This window comes from Pantoea sp. GD03673 (assembly GCF_029844725.1).
Classification (GTDB): Bacteria; Pseudomonadota; Gammaproteobacteria; order Enterobacterales; family Enterobacteriaceae; genus Pantoea.
Window position 1 is genome coordinate 270,355 of sequence record NZ_JAOCKJ010000006.1, and the last position, 17,925, is coordinate 288,279.

Here is a 17,925-nt window from a genome sequence, read left to right on the forward strand (position 1 = left end):
CAACTTATCTCACAGTTGCCCTCTGCTAGAATCGGCGATAATTTTTTGGCTTACCCGGCAGCGCACCCACTGCAATTTGCTGCAACAAAAGGAATGCAAATGAAAAAACTGCTCCCATTTTTTATTGGGCTGAGCCTGGGCGGTTTCAGCTTCGCCAGCCAGGCCGAAGACCTGCTTCAGGTTTACCAGCAAGCGCGTCTGAGCAACCCGGATCTGCGCAGCGCCGCTGCCGATCGCGATTCGGCTTTTGAGAAAATCAACGAAGCGCGTAGCCCATTATTACCCCAGCTCGGCCTGGGTGCAGATTACACCTATAACAGCGGCTATCGCGACAATAGCGGACTTCATTCCAACACGACCAGTGGCTCGCTGCAATTAACCCAGACGATTTTCGACATGTCGAAATGGCGCGCACTGACCCTGCAGGAAAAAGCTGCCGGTATTCAGGATGTGACCTATCAGGTGGCGCAGCAGGATCTGATTCTGAACACCGCGACCGCCTACTTCAACGTGCTGAAAGCGATTGATACGCTTTCTTACACCGAAGCGCAGAAACAGTCGATTTACCGCGAGCTGGATCAGACCACGCAGCGCTTTAACGTGGGCCTGGTTGCCATCACTGACGTACAGAACGCCCGTGCGCAATATGACAGCGTGCTGGCCAATGAAGTCACCGCGCGTAATAACCTGGATAACAACGTAGAAACGCTGCGTCAGATCACCGGCATGGATTATATGTCGCTGGCTTCGCTGAGCATCGATCGTTTCAGAACCGATAAGCCTGAAGCGGTCAGTGCGCTGCTGAAGCAGGCAGAAAGCCGCAACCTGTCGCTTCTCTCTGCACGTCTGAATCAGGATTTAGCCCGTGAGCAGATCCGCTCTGCGGAAACAGGTCATATGCCAACGCTGGATCTGACCGCGTCTACCGGTATGTCGAACAGCAAATATGGCGGCAGCCGTGCGAACCAGAGTCAGGGTTCAACTGACTCCATTACCGGTTCAAACCAGGTTGGCCTGAGCTTCTCACTGCCACTCTACAGCGGCGGCAGCGTCACCTCTCAGGTGAAACAGGCGCAGTACAGTTTTGTCAGCGCCAGCGAACAGCTGGAAAGCGCGCACCGCTCTGCGGTTCAGACGGTACGTTCCTCGTTTAACAACGTGAATGCGTCTATCAGCAGCATCAACGCCTACAAACAGGCCGTCGTCTCTGCGCAAAGCTCTCTGGATGCATCAGAAGCGGGCTATCAGGTCGGTACGCGTACTATCGTCGATGTGCTGGATGCGACCACCGTGCTCTATAACGCTAAGCAGCAGCTTTCTGATGCCCGCTATAGCTATCTGATTAACCAGCTGAATATCAGTTATGCACTGGGTACGCTCAATGAGCAGAGCCTGCAGAAACTGAACAGCCAGCTGGGCAAAGAGATCCCGACCTCACCGGAAACGGTGGCACCGGAAAATGCCAGCCAGACCGCCCGTGTGGATAACGGTCCGGTGGCAACCGGCTCTTCTGAGGCAGCGCGCCCTGCGGCTCGCCACAGCAGCGGTAATCCTTTCGGTAATTAATCAGTGGACGGGCTGCTTTGCGGCCCGTCTCTCTGTTGAACGTATAACTAAGTAAAGATCCCTGTTGCATCAGGCCTCCAGCTTCAATTTTACCCCCCCATCCCCTATTCTATGCGCTACCTTTGGGCACAGGATAATCATAATGAAACGCACAAAATCTATTCGCTATGCCGCTTTTCGTAAGAGCTGGCAGGCACGCCATTTAACGCCCGTTGCTATCGCCGTTTCGGCGGTATTTATGCTGGCTGGCTGTGAACAGAACGATGAAACGGTTTCGATGTACCAGAACGCCGATGACTGTTCGAAAGCCAATCCGGGCCAGAGTGCGCAATGTACGACCGCATTCAATGAGGCCAAAAAAGAGGCTGAACGCACCGCGCCAAAATATGCCACGCGTGAAGATTGCGTCGCTGAATTTGGCGAGAACCAGTGTCAGCAGACACCGGCTCAGGCAGGCGTGGGCACAACCAATGCGGAATCGCAGCAGAGTGGCGGCAGCTTCTGGATGCCACTGATGGCGGGTTACATGATGGGCCGCATGATGGGTGGTGGTTCGGGCTTTGCGCAGCAACCGCTGTTCTCGCCGAAAAACGCCCGCAGTCCGGCCAACGGCCAGTTTGTTGATGCGTCCGGCCGTAATTACGGCGCTGCCACCTCCGGCAAGACCATGACCGTGCCAAAAACAGCGCTGGCACCGAAACCCGCTACCACCTCCACTATTACCCGTGGTGGCTTCGGTGAAACTGTCGCGAAGCAGAACAGCATGCAGCGCAGCAGCGCCACCGGCACCTCCAGCCGCTCAATGGGAGGCTGACGCCCCGATGGAACGCATTGCCATTTCAGAGCGCCCGGGCTGGCGCGAAAAAGCCACCGAGTTCGGTTTTCGTTTTCACACCATGCACGGCGAGCCCTACTGGTGTGAGGATGCCTATTACCAGTTTACGCTGGCACAAATCGAGCATCTGGAAGAGGTAACCGCTGAGTTGCATCAGATGTGCCTTCAGGTGGTAGAAAAAGTGGTCAACAGCGAAGCGCTGCTGACGAAATTCCGCATTCCCAAACACACCTGGGATTTCGTGCGCGATTCATGGCATCAGCGTCAGCCGTCGCTTTACTCGCGTCTGGATCTCGCCTGGGATGGCAAAGGCGATATCAAGCTGCTGGAGAACAATGCCGACACGCCGACCTCACTGTATGAAGCGGCATTTTTCCAGTGGATCTGGCTTGAAGACCAGCTTAACGCCGGTCAGCTCCCCGCCGGCAGCGATCAGTTTAATAGCCTGCAGGAGAAGCTGATTGAACGTTTTGCCGCGTTGCATCAGCAGCACGGCTTTAACTGGCTGCACTTTGCCTGCTGCCGCGACACTGACGAAGATCGCGGCACCGTGCAGTATCTTCAGGATTGCGCCACGGAAGCGGGCCTGCCCAGCGAGTTTCTTTACATTGATGAGATTGGTCTGGGCGAAAAAGGTGAATTCACCGACGCACAGGACCAGGTGATCAGTAATCTCTTCAAGCTCTATCCGTGGGAGTTCATGCTACGGGAGATGTTTTCCACCAAGCTGGGCGATGCTGGCGTGCGCTGGCTGGAACCGGCATGGAAAAGCATCATTTCGAACAAAGCTCTGCTGCCGCTGCTGTGGGAGATGTTCCCGAATCACCCTAATCTGCTGCCCGCCTGGTTCGCCGAAGATGACGTGCCGCACATGGACAAGTATGTGGTGAAGCCGCTGTTTTCGCGTGAAGGGGCTAACATCCGCATCGTGGAAAAAGGTCAGGAGATTGCCCGCGTTGATGGGCCGTACGGTGAAGAGGGAATGATCGTCCAGCAGTTCCATCCGCTGCCTCAATTTGGCGACAGCTATACGCTGATCGGCAGCTGGCTGATTGACGATCAACCCGCCGGGATCGGCCTGCGTGAAGATCGCGAACTGATCACCCAGGATCTTTCCCGATTCTACCCCCACGCCTTTATCGGTTAACGCACCGCGATATCAACAGGTTAGTTTAGCGGTGAGACTGAGCAGATGCAGGAAACACGCTCAGTTCGGAAAGAGGCAAAAGCCGTTATCCATGACACGCTCGGCCCGCGCGATTACGCACCTCATCCCTGAGGTACGCCCTTGTCGGGCCAACGCTTTGCGTTGTTCAAAAACGCTCCCGGCGTTTTTTTCCGGGCGGCGGGACGCTTTCCTCTTCTGATCGTGTTCCCTGCACAATACGCTCTTCGATTGCTGCCAGCGTCGCCCTAACCTACCTGAACTGACAACATGCTGATGGCACCCATCTCCATGCCATCAACCGGAATGCTGACAGCCTCATCCGGCTGACGTGCGCCAAGCACATAAAGCAGCGGCAGATAGTGCTCAGGCGTCGGGTTAGAGAGCGCTGCACCGGGGTGATCCATAAAGTTAACCAGCGGATGAGAAGCCGCATCGCTCTGCACCGCCAGGTTATCCCGGACGAACTGTTCAAAACTGCTGGCCCACGGATAAACGTCGTTGTTGCCATCCCAGCGAACTTTACGCAGGTTATGGACGACGTTGCCGCTGGCGACAATCATTACGCCCTGATCGCGCAGTGCAGCCAGTTTCTGGCCCATCTCAAAGTGCCATGCCGCAGGTCGTGTACCATCAATACTGAGCTGCACTACCGGAATATCGGCATCCGGGTACATCTTAATCAGCACACCCCATGAGCCATGATCCAGTCCCCATTCATGATCGAGTCTTACCTCGACGGGCGCTAACTGTTCAGCCACCTGCTGTGCCAGCTCAGGCGACCCCGGAGCCGGATAGCGCGTATCGAACAGCGCCTGTGGAAAACCACCAAAATCATGGATGGTCTTAGGCTGTGCCATTGCCGTCACGGCGGTGCCACGCGTATACCAGTGCGCCGACACCGCAAGGATTGCGCGTGGACGTGGCAGAGTGTCACCCGCCTGACGCCACGCGGCGGTATAGCGGTTCTCTTCAAGGGCATTCATCGGGCTGCCGTGACCTAAAAACAGCGCGGGCATGCGTAACTGGCTCATGTGTTATTCCCGGAATCGGTTATCTGATAGCCATTACGATACGCGCATTCGCCAGGTTATCACGCGGATAAGCATGATGATGATCACCAGGAAATTTGAATGAGATTTATGGTGGCAGTACGGACAGGCATTTAGCAGAAAAGGGAGAGGAGAAGTCAGGTTTCGGGTTGCACTATGATGACAGGGCAGACATAAAACAGGCCCGGGTCAGGGCCTGTTATTGCTGCATAGCGATTAGCTGGCGTGGCGCGTTTCGTGCCCGCGACGCCAGGCGATCAGATCTTCGATGGTCACCACCGGCATGTTGTGCTGACGGGCGAAAGTAATCGCCTCAGGCGCATGGGCCATGGTGCCGTCGTCATTGGTCAGCTCGCACAGTACGCCTGCGGGCTTGAAACCAGCCAGGGTAACTAAATCGATGGTCGCTTCAGTATGTCCACCACGGGTTAATACGCCGCCTTCGCTGGCACGCAACGGGAAGACATGACCTGGGCGGTTCAGATCGGCAGGCCTGGCATCATCGGCAATGGCCGTGCGGATAGTGGTGATTCGATCCTGTGCAGAGACGCCGGTGGTAACACCTTCCGCCGCTTCAATGGTCACGGTGAAGCCGGTACCAAACGAGCTGGTGTTGTTTTCCACCATCATGGGCAGATCAAGCTGCTGGCGACGCGCTTCGGTCAGGCAGAGGCAGACGATGCCGCTGCCGTGACGAATAGTCAGCGCCATCTGTTCCACGGTCATGGTTTCTGCGGCGAAGATCATATCGCCTTCGTTTTCACGATTCTCATCGTCGAGTACCATCACACCGCGTCCCTCACGCAGGGCGGCGATAGCACGTTCTACACGCTGTTCAGGCGTGCCAAATTCAGAAAGTAGCGTCTGATTCATGGTAATAAAAACCTTAAAATGTATGGGTTACCAGAATCAGGGCGTGCTTAGGAGTGACGTCAAAAAGACGTGGCAATAACGTGAAGCAGACACAATTGTCCGACAGATGTCGTTACCCTCTCCCATCCGGACTGTAACCGTCGGCCCCGGAATTACACCGGATCTGCTGACCTTTACCTCTCTTTTCATCAAGATAAAGCGCTCGCGGGCTTTCAGCCGAAGCTGATTTACCGCCGGTGGGGAATTGCGCCCCGCCCTGAGAATAAGCTATTCAACTATAACGCCGATCGTCAGAGGCGGCAATCATCAATAGCGCAATTGCTTTTGCATTTCCTGCGTTACCGATTTGAGGTTTATCCTTTTCATTTCTGGCATTACACTTAACACTTATTACGTTGGTAAACACGCTGACACAGCTCCCCGTAACCAGGAAATCATCATGATCGACACGAAAAAAATTGAACAACTTGCCCGTCAGGTTCACGAAGCGATGCCTAAAGGTGTTCGTGAGTTTGGTGATGATGTCGAAAAGAAAATTCGTCAGGTTCTTCAGGCGCAGCTGACCCGCATGGACCTGGTCAACCGTGAAGAGTTTGATGTGCAGACGCAGGTATTACTGCGTACGCGGGAGAAACTGGCGGCCCTGGAGCAGCGTCTGGCCCAGCTGGAAAGTCAGGGTTCATCCGCCGGTACGCCCCCGACGGCAACCGCACCGGCAACACCTGTTGCAGCGGCTACCCCTTCTGCCACAGTAGCCACATCACCCGCGGTTTCTCCGCCACCGGTTGCTGATGTCGTGAAACCTGTGCCGGACAACAAGCCAGAATAAGCGTTTTAGCGGGAGCCTGGCTCCCGCTTACTCTCTGCGTCAGCTGCCGCGAATGGTTTTGATGATGTTGGTGGTGGAGATCCCATCTTCGAAGTTCAGCACCTGCACGTCGCCGCCATTTGCCCACACTTCTTTACTGCCCGCGATATCTTCCGGCTTGTAATCACCGCCTTTCACCAGCAGGTCAGGCAGAATGCCCGCAATCAGCCGCTGCGGCGTATCCTCTTCAAAAACAACCACCCAGTCGACCGCTTCCAGCGCACCGAGCACGATCATCCGGTTTTCCTGCGGATTGACCGGACGGCTTTCGCCTTTCAGACGTTTAGTCGATGCATCGCTGTTCACCGCGACAATCAGTCGATCGCCGAGTTTGCGTGCGTTTGCCAGATAAGAGACATGTCCCGCGTGCAGAATGTCGAACACGCCATTGGTCATTACCACTTTCTCGCCACGACGGCGGGCCATCTCAACGGCGGCTTTTAACTGCGCTTCCGTCATGATGCCGAAACCCTGTTCAGGACGGGCGTGAATCGCATTTTCCAGCTCAACGGTGCTGACGGTCGAGGTGCCGAGTTTACCCACCACCACACCCGCAGCCGCGTTGGCCAGGAAACAGGCTTCTTCCAGTGAATCGCCTGCAGCCAGCGCCGCCGCCAGCACGCCAATCACCGTATCGCCTGCACCGGTCACGTCATAGACTTCCTGCGCCTGGGTTGGCAGATGCAGTGGCGCTTTGCCCGGCTGCAGCAGCGTCATGCCGTTTTCTGAACGGGTCACCAGCAGCGCAGAGAGATCAAAATCAGCAATCAGTTGCGTGCCACGCGCCACGATCTCCTCGTCGTTTTTGCATTTGCCAACCACGGCTTCAAATTCGGAGAGGTTCGGCGTCAGCAGCGTCGCGCCACGGTAGCGCGCAAAGTCGGTACCTTTCGGATCGATTAACACCGGCACGCCCGCTTCACGCGCCAGGGTAATCATGGTCTGCACACTGGAGAGCGCGCCTTTGGCATAATCGGACAGCACCAGCGCACCTGCTGCTGCCAGTGACGCACGCATTTTCTGGTGAATCGGCTCCGGATCAACCTGTTCAAAGCCTTCTTCGAAGTCGAGACGGATCAGCTGCTGATTACGGGAAAGCACGCGCAGTTTGGTAATAGTCGGATGGCTTTTCACCGCCACAAAGTCACAGTGAACGTTGACGTCTTTCAGCGTGTTGCTTAACACTCGCGCCGCATCATCTTCACCGGTCAGGCCGATCAGGCGAGACGCGGCACCGAGTGCTGCAATGTTCATCGCCACGTTTGCCGCGCCGCCAGGACGTTCTTCAACCGTGTCCACTTTCACCACCGGAACCGGTGCTTCAGGTGAGATACGGCTGGTTGGGCCATACCAGTAACGATCCAACATTACATCGCCTACAACCAGCACTGAGGCTTGGCCGAACGCGGGCAGAGTCACTTTCATTCCAGACACTCCAGACTGCATTAAAAATAGTGCGCGGATGATAGCACAGTTGCGATTTGTGCTATCAGCATCACGCCAGGATAGACGCTGGCGTTATCAGCCAGCGTTGCCAGCTGTTCAGAACCGTCTGCCGCTCCGCTGCGTAAGCCTCTGGCTCAACGTGACCCGGCAGTTCCTGCAGGGCGCGATGGTGCAAGGCGTCGCGCAGCGTCACGTAAGCCTGCGTCAGCGCCTGCGCTTCATCGGCGGGCATTTTATGGTGCTTCGCCATCAGCTCAAAAATGCGCACATTGTCAGACCAGCGCGTCAGTTCAGGCAGCTCAGCGGCGTAGCGTAAGACAAGATATTGGGCGATGAATTCAATATCGGTAATGCCGCCCGCGTCAGCTTTGATATCCCAGCGACCTTTATGTTTGTTGCTGAGGTGAGCACGCATCTTTTCACGCATCTCACGCACGTCGGTTTGCAGTGCTTCCGCAGCGCGTGGCAGCGACAGAATCGCCTGACGAATCGCGTTGAAACGATCGCCCAGTGCCGCCTCGCCAAACACCACACGCGCCCGGACCAGCGCCTGATGCTCCCAGGTCCAGGCTTCACTGCGCTGATACTCTTCAAATGCCTCAAAGGTACTGACCAGCATGCCCGCCGCGCCGGATGGACGCAGCCGCGCATCCACTTCATAGAGAATGCCGGAGGCGGTACGGGTACTGAAGAGGTGCATGATGCGCTGGGCAAGACGCAGGTAAAACTGACGGCCATCGATGCTGCGTTCCCCTTCTGTCACGGCGTCTGCCGGACAGTCATGCAGGAAAACCAAATCGAGGTCGGAACTGTAACCCAGCTCCCAGCCACCCAATTTGCCGTAGCCCAGCACGGCAAAACCGCGTTCATGTTCATTACTCAGGTGAGAAGGACGTCCGTAGCGCTGCACCATCATATTCCACGCCTGACGCACCACAGAATCGATGATCGCTTCCGCCAGCCAGGTGAGATGATCGCTGACTTTCATCACCGGCAGCGTGCCAGCAATGTCAGCGGCGGCAATACGCAGATGCTGCGCCTGCTTAAACTGCCGCACCGCTTCCAGCTGCTGCTCTTCATCCTCAGTGGGAATACGCAGCAGATACTGTCGCAGCTCATCGCGATAGGCGTCGGTAGCGGTCGGCTGATAGAGCGTAGCGGGATCAAGCAGTTCATCCAGCAACAGCGGATGACGCGCCAGCTGGCTGGCCACCATCGGTGAGGCCGCGCACAGACGAATCAGGTGACGGAGCGCGCCGTGATATTCGGTCAGCAGCTCCAGATAAGTACTGCGTGTCAGCACACCGAGCAGCAGCGGCGTCAGGCGGCTCAGCGTCACCGCCGCGTCTTCACGCGGACAGACTTCGCTCAGCAGACGCGGCATCAACTGGTCCAGCGCCTGACGGCCACGCGGGCCAATGGTACGACGGCTGATATCCTGACGAAACGCTTCCAGCGTCTGATGCAGCGTAACCCGCTGATCGTCACTCAGTTGCGACACCAGCGACGCCAGTTCGCTATCCTCCAGCTGGTCCTGCCACAGCACCTGATACTCCGCCAGCTCACGCTGATCGCCAATCTCAGGCGTATCTTCGCCAATCAGCTCGTCAAAGATGGCGCGTACCGCCGCCATCTGACCATCGAGCCGGGTCATCAGCGCTGGCCAGTCCGCACAATCCATGGCCCACGCCAGCCGGGCGCGATGCAGCGCATCCTCTGGCAGCGTCTGGGTCTGCTCGTCGCCCAGGCTTTGCAGCAGATTCTCCAGCCGCCGCAGGAACAGGTAGGCAACACGTAGCGCATCAACCTGTTCAGCAGGCAGCAGGCTCAGATTTTTGATCGCCTCCAGCGTCGGCAGCAGCGCACGCAGCTGTAGCGAGCGCTCACGTCCACCTCGGATCAGCTGGAACACCTGCACGATAAACTCGGTTTCACGGATGCCGCCCGCGCCCAGTTTGATATTGTTTTTCAGCCCGCGTCGCCGCACCTCGCGGCTGATCATTCCTTTCATGTTACGCAGCGACTGAATCACGCTGAAATCGATATAGCGCCGGTAGACGAATGGCCGCAGCATCTGCTGCAGCTCCAGGCTCCAGCGGTCGTGGTCATCGCCCATGAGGCGTGCCTTCACCATGGCGTAACGCTCCCAGTCGCGTCCCTGCTCCTGGTAATAATCTTCAAGTGCGGCAAAGCTCATCACCAGCGGACCGCTGTCGCCAAACGGGCGCAGCCGCATATCCACCCGATAAACAAAGCCATCCATCGTGGGTTGATCCAGCACTTTAATCAGCCGCTGGCCCATGCGGGTAAAGAACTGGGCGTTGTCGAGCTCACGCCGCCCGCCGCGCGTGGTGCCGTTTTCCGGCCACGCAAAAATCAGGTCGATGTCTGAGGAGAAATTGAGTTCGCCGCCACCCAGCTTGCCCATGCCCAGAATCAGCAGCGGCTGCGCGTCGCCATCCGCATTGCTGGGGGTGCCAAAATCACGACAGCAATCCTGATAAACCCAGTCACGCGCCCGGCTAATCAGTACTTCAGCTAACACGCTAAGCTGCTGCAGACTCTGTTCGGTTGTTGCGTGTTGCAGAGCCTGCATCCAGGCAATACGCACCAGCATACGGCGGCGAAACAGCCGCAGTTCGCGCATCAGGCTCGCTTCACTGTCGATGCTGCTGAGCGCCTCGCTGAGCCACGCAGAATAGTGTTGCCACTCCTCAGGCTGTGGCGGCTGGTCGAGCATCGCTTGCCACCAGTCGGGATGTTGTTGCAGGTTTTCCAGCACAAAATCGCTGAAAGCCAGCCCGGCGACCTGCTCGGGACTCAGCGAAGCCAGCGGAACCCCAAGCTGTCGGGCGGCCTCTTCGGCCTGATCGCGTAGCAACGCGGGAAGTGCAGACAACATAACTCCCTCCTTGATGACGGTACGTATTGCCCGTTAGCGGCCAGCGCCGCTGGTGAGCCAGAACGGCTGCTGTTTCATCGCCTGCGACGCCAGCCAGGCTAAGCCAGATTCCTGCTTTTCATGAATGGCTGACAGCAGCTGCTGCCAGGGCTCCAGCCAGCTGGCGACCGTTTCAGGCGCATAGGATCCCGCCAGCAGATGAACCGTGAGCAGCTGACGCGCCAGACGGGTGGCTTTGTCCTGATACTCATTGGGCTGTTTGATGGTGATGAATGTTTCCCTCAGGTCAGCATTGACGCGGCTCAGCATGATGTCGCTGAAGCGCTTAAATGACCCCTGCAGCTTGGCTTCCCCTTTGGCATCAATCCACTGACGCCACTGCGATTCAGCCAGCCAGTGGGTCAGCGCCAGCTGCGTTTCAACCGAGAGGGAAGATAAGCAGAATGTTGCCGCCTCCTGCTCTTCATTCACCAGTGTCTCTTCCAGCGTGGTCAGTTGCTGACGCAAAGCACTGCTGGCTTTACGCGGGACCAGCGCACCAAACAGGCTGAACGCCTGACGCAGCAGATCCAGCGCTTCACGCACCGCATCCTGTGCCGCCGCATTGCCGCGCAGCCACACTTCCTCATGATATTGCCAGTGACGGAGACCAGCCGACATCGCCGCGACCATGCCCTGCTCTACTGTGGCTTTGCCGCCGGCTTTCAGTAGCGGGAAAGCCTCAGTCTGGCGTGGCGGATTACCCTGTGCCAGCTGATAGCCGCGGGCGGCTTTGCTCAGGCTGCCCATGCGCAGGCCGCCCAGCGCCGCCAGCTGCTGTGCAAAAGCCAGCAGATCCTGGCGTTCGCCGCGTTTCAGCTCCAGTTCGATCTCGCAAAGCGGTTCGCTGAGCTCACCTGCCGTAACCTCACCCTGATCAAACGCCACTTCAATTTCACTGTTGCCAGTGGTGACGAGCCAGATTTCGCGCTGGAAATGGGTGGTGAATAACGGCTGTAAGCGCGTTTGCAGCGCCGCGACATCCGTGCCCTGCGGCCAGATTTCTGCTGGCAGGCGGGCAATATCCAGCACCGGCTCGCTGAGTTCAACGTTGTATTCCGGGCGCTGATGCAGCCCGCCGAGCGTCTGGCCCGCTGCTTTCAGCGTCATTTCATAACGCTGGTCAACGCCGCGGATACGCAATCCCATATCCCAGCGTCGCAGTTGATTGTCGTCGGTTTCAAAGTAGATGTTGGTCAGCTCGCGAGCAGCCTGATGCTGATGCGGCAGAGTGGAGAGCAGTTCAGCCAGTTTCCCGGCCGCCTGTGGAGTTGCAATGAACTTTAGTTCGATTTCGATGGTCATAATTTTTTATTCACTACGCCGCTGGCACTTTAGAGGGTGTTTCCTGCATATTTCAGGCGATTATCAGCAGGTTATTCAAGCTGTCGCCTTGAGGGCAAGGGGTTATCAGGCGAAGATTAATGCACAGAAGCCGCGCTGTCTCTGCTTTCTTTGTTCTTTCGCAGACCTTTTCGCACTCTCATGAGACCAGGATAGTTCTCATTCAGATTTATGTGAGCCCTCTCCAGACTGTGCCGGTAAATTTTAGTCAGACTAAGCCAAACGAAAACGAATGAAAAAAATCACACTCGCTGGACTCACTTTGCTGGCCCTCAGCACCCTTGCACCTGCCCATGCCGACGAAAAACGCTATGTTTCTGATGAACTCTCGACCTGGGTACGCAGCGGGCCGGGCGACCAGTTCCGCCTGCTCGGTAAGCTGAATGCCGGGGAAGAGGTACAGCTGTTACAGACCAACAACGACACCCATTATGGTCAGATCCGTGATTCGGAAGGCCGTACCACCTGGATCCCCCTGTCGCAGCTCAGCGCCAACCCGAGCCTGCGCACCCGTGTGCCTCAGCTTGAGCAACAGGTTAAAGACCTGACCGCCAAACTGGATAACATCGACAACAGCTGGAATCAGCGTACCGCTGAGATGCAGAACAAAGTCGCCAGCAGCGACGGCGTGATCAACGGGCTGAAAGGTGAGAATCAGAAGCTGAAAAATGAGCTGATCGTCGCGCAGAAGAAAGTCAGCGCCGCTAACGTTCAGCTGGATGACAAGCAGCGCACCATCATCATGCAGTGGTTTATGTATGGCGGTGGCGTGCTGGGCGTTGGCCTGCTGCTGGGTCTGTTACTGCCGCACATGCTGCCTCGCCGTAAGAAAAGCGATCGCTGGATGAACTGACAACATGCTGTCGGGTTTGAGGGGGATCGCGGGATCCCCCTTTTGGCATGTCTGCAATCCGGGGAATCTGTGCAACAATAAAATGAGATGCACCGCTGATTTCAGGCGCGGGAGGCGCACGGCGTGCAGGTCATTTCTTTTTCTCTGGAGTTTTGCGTGAAGATGTTTCTTGTTGGCGGTGCGGTGCGTGATGCGCTGCTGAATCTGCCGGTTACAGACAAAGATTGGGTGGTTACAGGTTCCACGCCCGAAGCCATGCTTGAGCAGGGCTATCAACAGGTCGGTCGCGATTTTCCCGTTTTCCTGCATCCCGTCAGTCGCGAAGAGTATGCGCTGGCACGGACCGAGCGGAAAAACGGGAAAGGCTACACCGGATTTGTCACCTGGTCTGCGCCCGACGTGACGCTGGAGCAGGACTTAGAGCGCCGCGATCTCACCATTAATGCTATCGCGCAGGATGAAAACGGCGAACTGGTCGACCCTTACAACGGCCAGCGTGATATTGCCCGTCGCCTGCTGCGTCACGTCTCGGAAGCCTTTAGCGAAGACCCGCTGCGCGTATTGCGCGTCGCCCGCTTTGCTGCACGTTTTGCCCATCTTAACTTTCGTATTGCTCCCGAAACCCAGCAGCTGATGCAGCAGATGGCTGAAAGCGGTGAGCTGTCGAATCTTACTGCCGAGCGGGTGTGGAAAGAGACGGAAAAAGCGCTGAGTACCCGTAATCCGCAGGTCTATTTTCAGGTCCTGCGCGACTGCGGTGCGTTAAACGTTCTGTTCCCTGAGCTGGATAATCTGTTTGGTATTCCTGCGCCGATAAAATGGCACCCTGAGATCGACACCGGTGTGCATACGCTGATGACGCTGGCGATGGCCGCCGCGCTCTCCGATGAGATTGATGTGCGATTCGCCACCCTTTTCCATGACGTCGGCAAGGCGCTGACGCCCCCTGCGCTGTGGCCCAGTCACCATGGTCATGGTCTGGCGGGCGTTCCACTGGTCGAGGCGCTGTGCCAGCGCCTGCGGGTGCCCAACGCAATTCGCGATCTGGCGCTGATTGTGACCGAATTTCACGACGTGGTGCACACTATTGAACGGCAGTCTGCAGCGTCACTGGTCACTCTGTTTGATCGGATCGATGCCTGGCGTAAGCCGCAGCGCGTTGAGCAGATGGCGCTGACCAGTGAAGCAGATGCGCGCGGGCGTGCCGGACTGGAGAGCATGCCTTATCCGCAGGGCGACTATCTGCGTCGTGCCTTTGCACTGGCGCAGGCGGTGCCGACCAAAGCGGTCATCGACGCGGGATTCAAAGGCGTGGACGTGCGGGAAGAAATGACGCGACGACGAATTGCCGCCGTCGCGCAGGGTCTGGCGATCGGGCAGCCTGACTAGCAGGCTGCCACGGGTTTACATGAAGACCATGTAAACCGCTGCCGCCACGATAAAGCGATAAATGGCGAACGAAACAAAAGAGATGCGTTTAATCAGCTCCAGGAAGGCTTTAATCGCAATCAGCGCCACGATAAACGCCGTGACAAAGCCCACTGCGAACATCGGGAAGTCTGCCATCGTCAGGAAGCCGATGCTTTTGTACATGTCCAGTACGGTCGCCCCCATCATCATTGGCACCGCCAGAATGAAGGAGAACTCCGACGCGGCATAGCGGCTCACGCCCATCAGCATCCCGCCCGAGATGGTTGCACCGGAACGTGAGAAGCCCGGCCACAGCGCTAAGCACTGGAAACAGCCGATCATGAACGCCTGACGATAGGTAATATCATCGACGCCTACCGCTTTTGGCTGTTTTGGCTTGAGATACTCAGCAGCCAGCAGCAGCACACCGCCCACGACCAGCGCGTACATCACGTTGATCGGATTAAACAGCGTTTTGATCTGATCGTGCAGCACCAGACCCACAACTACCGCCGGAACCATGCCCAGCAGGATATGGATCAGTGAGAGACGTCCGGTGCCAACACCTTCATGTTTCACTTCGCCAAAGTGGATGCCGATCAGGCCAAACAGACGGCGCCAGAACATCACTACCACAGCCAGAATCGATCCTAACTGGATCACAACTTCAAAGGTCTCGGCTTTTTCACCCTCAAAGCCCAGCAGGTGACCCACTATAATCATGTGCCCTGTGGAAGAGACCGGTAAAAATTCGGTCAGCCCTTCCACAACGCCCAGGATTGCAGCTACCCAAAGCTGATGAATATCTGCCATCAAATGTTCCCTCTATCCGTTTCAAAACCATTAAAAAGGCGGTAGCGCGTCGCTATCGCCTGAAATCATGCCGCTGTTAGCCTGAATTAAACCTTAAGGTCCGTCCCGTTTCGCCTGCTGTAACGAAACGGTCCATGCTATGACAGACAGTAATTTGGTTTGGTTTCATTGTGATGGCAATCACATCGTATTTATTTAGGAATAGTCCCGCGCTCAATTCGCACGCCAACCTGCGCCGCCTGGGCTACAGCGCCCGGTTTGCTTACCTTAATGCGCACGCCAGGCGAATTGAAACGGTTCATCAACAGATCCGCGATTTCTTCAGCAACGCGCTCAACCAGGGCAAAGCGACCGCCGTTCAGATGCGTCAGGATCGCCGAGGAGACATCGGCATAGCTGAGGCAGTCTTTCACATCGTCGCTGCTGGCCGCCAGACGGTTATCCCAGGCCATTTCGACATCGAGCACCAGCTTCTGCTGTATACCCTGTTCCCAGTCGTAAACGCCAATGGTGGTGAACACCGTGAGTTGTTCTATAAATACGATATCCATGATGAGGGTCTCTGTTTTTGGCTAAGCCGGATACCACTTCCGGCGGATTATGCGTATTATCCACGGTTGATGAGATCAAAACGACCCTAAAGGGAACGGTACGGTGTTATGAGTGCTTTCGCGCTTGGTATGATTATTTTCGCGTATCTTTGCGGTTCGATTTCCAGTGCGATTCTGGTTTGCAAACTCGCTGGCCTGCCCGATCCCCGCACGCACGGTTCCGGCAATCCGGGTGCTACCAACGTATTGCGTCTGGGTGGTAAAGCCGCAGCCGCCAGCGTCCTGGTGTTTGATGTGCTGAAAGGGATGGTGCCGGTCTGGCTGGCTTACCTGATGCACGTGACGCCGCTCTACCTCGGCCTGACCGCCATTGCCGCCTGCCTCGGTCATATCTATCCGGTGTTCTTTCACTTTCGCGGTGGCAAAGGCGTCGCCACGGCGTTTGGCGCGATAGCGCCGATTGGCTGGGACTTAACCGGGCTGGTCACCGGCACCTGGCTGTTAACGGTATTACTCAGTGGCTACTCATCGCTGGGTGCCATTGTCAGTGCTCTGATTGCGCCATTCTATGTCTGGTGGTTCAAACCGCAGTTCACCTTCCCGGTTTCCATGCTCTCCTGCCTGATTCTGCTGCGTCATCACGATAATATTCAGCGGCTGTGGCGGGGTCAGGAAGGCAAAATCTGGAAGCGCAAAAAGAAATCTCAGCCATAAAAAAGCGGGAAAGTGGTTGTCCAAAAACGGTGGCTGTGCGACCGGGACTGCACAGGAAGCAGGGGCAGATCGGAAAGACGCAAAAGCCGTCATCCCTGACCGCCCGGCCCGCACCATCCGTAGCGCGTCCCTCTTCTGTCTCTGTTGTCTCTGTTCCATGTGCGTGGCGCGTATCCGCTGCGGCCAGATTCCTGGTTCAGGCTTTCCAGTTTCACATCAGATGGCGGGCAGTTCTGCCAGCGGCCAGCGCGGTCGCACGCTGACGCTCAATTCGCCCCGCGTGCCGCCTTTTAACCGCACCATGCCCGCATACGCGATCATCGCACCGTTGTCGGTACAGAACTCCGGGCGGGCGTAGAATACTTCACCGCCGCGCTTTTGCATCATGACCGCCATCTGCTCGCGCAGTGTGCGGTTAGCACTGACGCCACCGGCAATCACCAGACGCTTAAAGCCGGTCTGATCCAGCGCACGCTTACATTTGATCGACAGCGTATCCACCACCGCATCTTCAAATGCGCGGGCAATGTCAGCACGGGTCTGATCGTCATCCGGATTGGCGCGAATGGTGTTCGCGGCAAAGGTTTTCAGACCGGAGAAGCTGAAGTCCAGGCCAGGACGATCGGTCATCGGGCGCGGAAAGGTAAAGCGTCCCGCTGTGCCCTGCTGCGCCATTTTCGACAGCATGGGCCCGCCCGGATAATCCAGACCGAGCAGTTTCGCCGTCTTATCAAAGGCTTCACCTGCGGCATCATCAATCGATTCACCCAGCAGCGTGTATTCACCGATGCCGGTGACGCTAATCAGCTGGGTATGCCCACCCGATACCAGAAGTGCAACAAACGGAAATTCCGGTGGATTCTCTTCCAGCATCGGTGCCAGCAGGTGGCCTTCCATATGATGAACCGGCACGGCAGGCACTTTCCACGCAAACGCCAGCGCACGGCCAATGGTGGCGCCGACCAGCAGCGCACCGACCAGTCCGGGACCGGCAGTATAAGCCACCGCATCAATCTGCTGCGGTGCCAGACCCGCCTCTTTCAGCGCCGCCTGAATCAGCGGCACGGTTTTACGCACGTGATCACGTGAGGCCAGTTCCGGTACCACACCGCCATAATCGGCGTGCAGTTTTACCTGGCTGTAGAGTTGGTTAGCCAGTAATCCGGCCTCGTCATCATAGATTGCGATGCCGGTTTCATCGCAGGACGTTTCAATACCCAGAATTCGCATTGCATCACCTCATTCTTGCGGCGCGCAGTTTATCACAGCAATTGTCTGTGCAGCGCGGGCATCCCGCGTAAAAAGTCATTTTCTGTCGGCTAAAGAGTGCGCTATACTCCCGCCCCTGGAAAAACCGGCAGCCGCACAGGCAAACGCTCCTGTTGGTTTCAAATTATCCATGGTGCTTTACAAACCAACCTGAGTTGGAGTAAAATGCTGCACCATTTTGAAATGTGCTGGCGCCGCAGTCAGCAGCAAAACCGAATTTTATCG

The 17,925-nt window shown here is 56.7% G+C and carries 15 protein-coding genes and 1 riboswitch; of the genes, 7 read left to right on the plus strand and 8 right to left on the minus strand.

Annotation, left to right across the window (positions count from 1 at the left end; translation table 11 throughout):
- Positions 1-99: 99 nt before the first annotated feature.
- The 3 genes from tolC to N5J69_RS13710 all read left to right on the plus strand — a co-directional run bounded on the left by tolC (position 100) and on the right by N5J69_RS13710 (position 3,548).
- Positions 100-1,566, plus strand: coding sequence for an outer membrane channel protein TolC (gene tolC, locus N5J69_RS13700; RefSeq protein WP_279771028.1), 1,467 nt, complete (start codon positions 100-102; stop codon positions 1,564-1,566).
- A gap of 142 nt (positions 1,567-1,708) precedes the next feature.
- The gene (locus N5J69_RS13705) at positions 1,709-2,380 is read left to right on the plus strand and encodes a DUF1190 family protein (RefSeq protein ID WP_033733914.1); all 672 of its coding nucleotides are present in this window, start codon (positions 1,709-1,711) and stop codon (positions 2,378-2,380) included.
- Between the two features lie 7 nt (positions 2,381-2,387).
- Positions 2,388-3,548 (plus strand): glutathionylspermidine synthase family protein, encoded by a 1,161-nt coding sequence (locus tag N5J69_RS13710; protein WP_279771031.1) that lies wholly within the window; start codon positions 2,388-2,390, stop codon positions 3,546-3,548.
- Positions 3,549-3,814: 266 nt separating this feature from the next.
- Here the strand turns inward: N5J69_RS13710 and ygiD are convergent, their stop codons facing one another.
- On the minus strand, positions 3,815-4,600 hold the full coding sequence (gene ygiD, locus N5J69_RS13715) for a 4,5-DOPA dioxygenase extradiol (protein ID WP_279771032.1): 786 nt from the start codon (positions 4,598-4,600) through the stop codon (positions 3,815-3,817).
- A gap of 234 nt (positions 4,601-4,834) precedes the next feature.
- Positions 4,835-5,491: a 3,4-dihydroxy-2-butanone-4-phosphate synthase gene (ribB, locus tag N5J69_RS13720; protein ID WP_279771033.1), complete on the minus strand. Its 657-nt coding sequence runs from the start codon at positions 5,489-5,491 to the stop codon at positions 4,835-4,837.
- Positions 5,492-5,601: 110 nt separating this feature from the next.
- Positions 5,602-5,759: riboswitch (FMN riboswitch) on the minus strand.
- 171 nt (positions 5,760-5,930) lie between these two features.
- On the opposite strand from ribB, the gene N5J69_RS13725 reads away from it, so the two are divergent.
- A complete protein-coding gene (locus N5J69_RS13725; protein ID WP_279771035.1) occupies positions 5,931-6,320 on the plus strand; it encodes an accessory factor UbiK family protein in 390 nt (129 codons plus the stop codon).
- Between the two features lie 39 nt (positions 6,321-6,359).
- Here N5J69_RS13725 and hldE read toward each other — a convergent pair whose 3' ends face one another.
- From hldE to N5J69_RS13740, 3 genes are all read right to left on the minus strand, one after another.
- Positions 6,360-7,784: a bifunctional D-glycero-beta-D-manno-heptose-7-phosphate kinase/D-glycero-beta-D-manno-heptose 1-phosphate adenylyltransferase HldE gene (hldE, locus tag N5J69_RS13730; protein WP_279771036.1), complete on the minus strand. Its 1,425-nt coding sequence runs from the start codon at positions 7,782-7,784 to the stop codon at positions 6,360-6,362.
- Positions 7,785-7,854: 70 nt separating this feature from the next.
- Complete coding sequence (gene glnE / locus N5J69_RS13735; RefSeq protein WP_279771038.1) at positions 7,855-10,707, minus strand: bifunctional [glutamate--ammonia ligase]-adenylyl-L-tyrosine phosphorylase/[glutamate--ammonia-ligase] adenylyltransferase; 2,853 nt, start codon at positions 10,705-10,707, stop codon at positions 7,855-7,857.
- 33 nt (positions 10,708-10,740) lie between these two features.
- Positions 10,741-12,051 (minus strand): inorganic triphosphatase, encoded by a 1,311-nt coding sequence (locus N5J69_RS13740; protein ID WP_279771040.1) that lies wholly within the window; start codon positions 12,049-12,051, stop codon positions 10,741-10,743.
- Positions 12,052-12,322: 271 nt separating this feature from the next.
- Here N5J69_RS13740 and N5J69_RS13745 point away from each other — a divergent pair, with 271 nt between their 5' ends.
- Both N5J69_RS13745 and N5J69_RS13750 read left to right on the plus strand, forming a co-directional pair.
- Complete coding sequence (locus N5J69_RS13745) at positions 12,323-12,943, plus strand: TIGR04211 family SH3 domain-containing protein (protein ID WP_008925741.1); 621 nt, start codon at positions 12,323-12,325, stop codon at positions 12,941-12,943.
- A 156-nt stretch (positions 12,944-13,099) separates the two neighbouring features.
- Positions 13,100-14,332 carry a multifunctional CCA addition/repair protein gene (locus N5J69_RS13750; RefSeq protein ID WP_279771041.1) on the plus strand — a complete coding sequence of 411 codons (1,233 nt, stop codon included), beginning with the start codon at positions 13,100-13,102 and terminating at the stop codon, positions 14,330-14,332.
- A gap of 15 nt (positions 14,333-14,347) precedes the next feature.
- Here N5J69_RS13750 and bacA read toward each other — a convergent pair whose 3' ends face one another.
- Together bacA and folB are read right to left on the minus strand one after the other, a co-directional pair.
- Positions 14,348-15,166 carry an undecaprenyl-diphosphate phosphatase gene (gene bacA, locus N5J69_RS13755; RefSeq protein WP_003848438.1) on the minus strand — a complete coding sequence of 273 codons (819 nt, stop codon included), beginning with the start codon at positions 15,164-15,166 and terminating at the stop codon, positions 14,348-14,350.
- Positions 15,167-15,357: 191 nt separating this feature from the next.
- Positions 15,358-15,717, minus strand: a complete 360-nt coding sequence (gene folB / locus N5J69_RS13760; RefSeq protein WP_013359068.1) for a bifunctional dihydroneopterin aldolase/7,8-dihydroneopterin epimerase — start codon at positions 15,715-15,717, stop codon at positions 15,358-15,360.
- 108 nt (positions 15,718-15,825) lie between these two features.
- On the opposite strand from folB, the gene plsY reads away from it, so the two are divergent.
- The gene (plsY, locus tag N5J69_RS13765) at positions 15,826-16,431 is read left to right on the plus strand and encodes a glycerol-3-phosphate 1-O-acyltransferase PlsY (RefSeq protein ID WP_098052336.1); all 606 of its coding nucleotides are present in this window, start codon (positions 15,826-15,828) and stop codon (positions 16,429-16,431) included.
- 216 nt (positions 16,432-16,647) lie between these two features.
- On the opposite strand, the gene tsaD is transcribed toward plsY, so the two are convergent.
- Entirely contained in the window at positions 16,648-17,661 is a 1,014-nt protein-coding gene (tsaD, locus tag N5J69_RS13770; RefSeq protein WP_279771042.1) for a tRNA (adenosine(37)-N6)-threonylcarbamoyltransferase complex transferase subunit TsaD, read from the minus strand.
- Between the last annotated feature and the right edge of the window lie 264 nt (positions 17,662-17,925).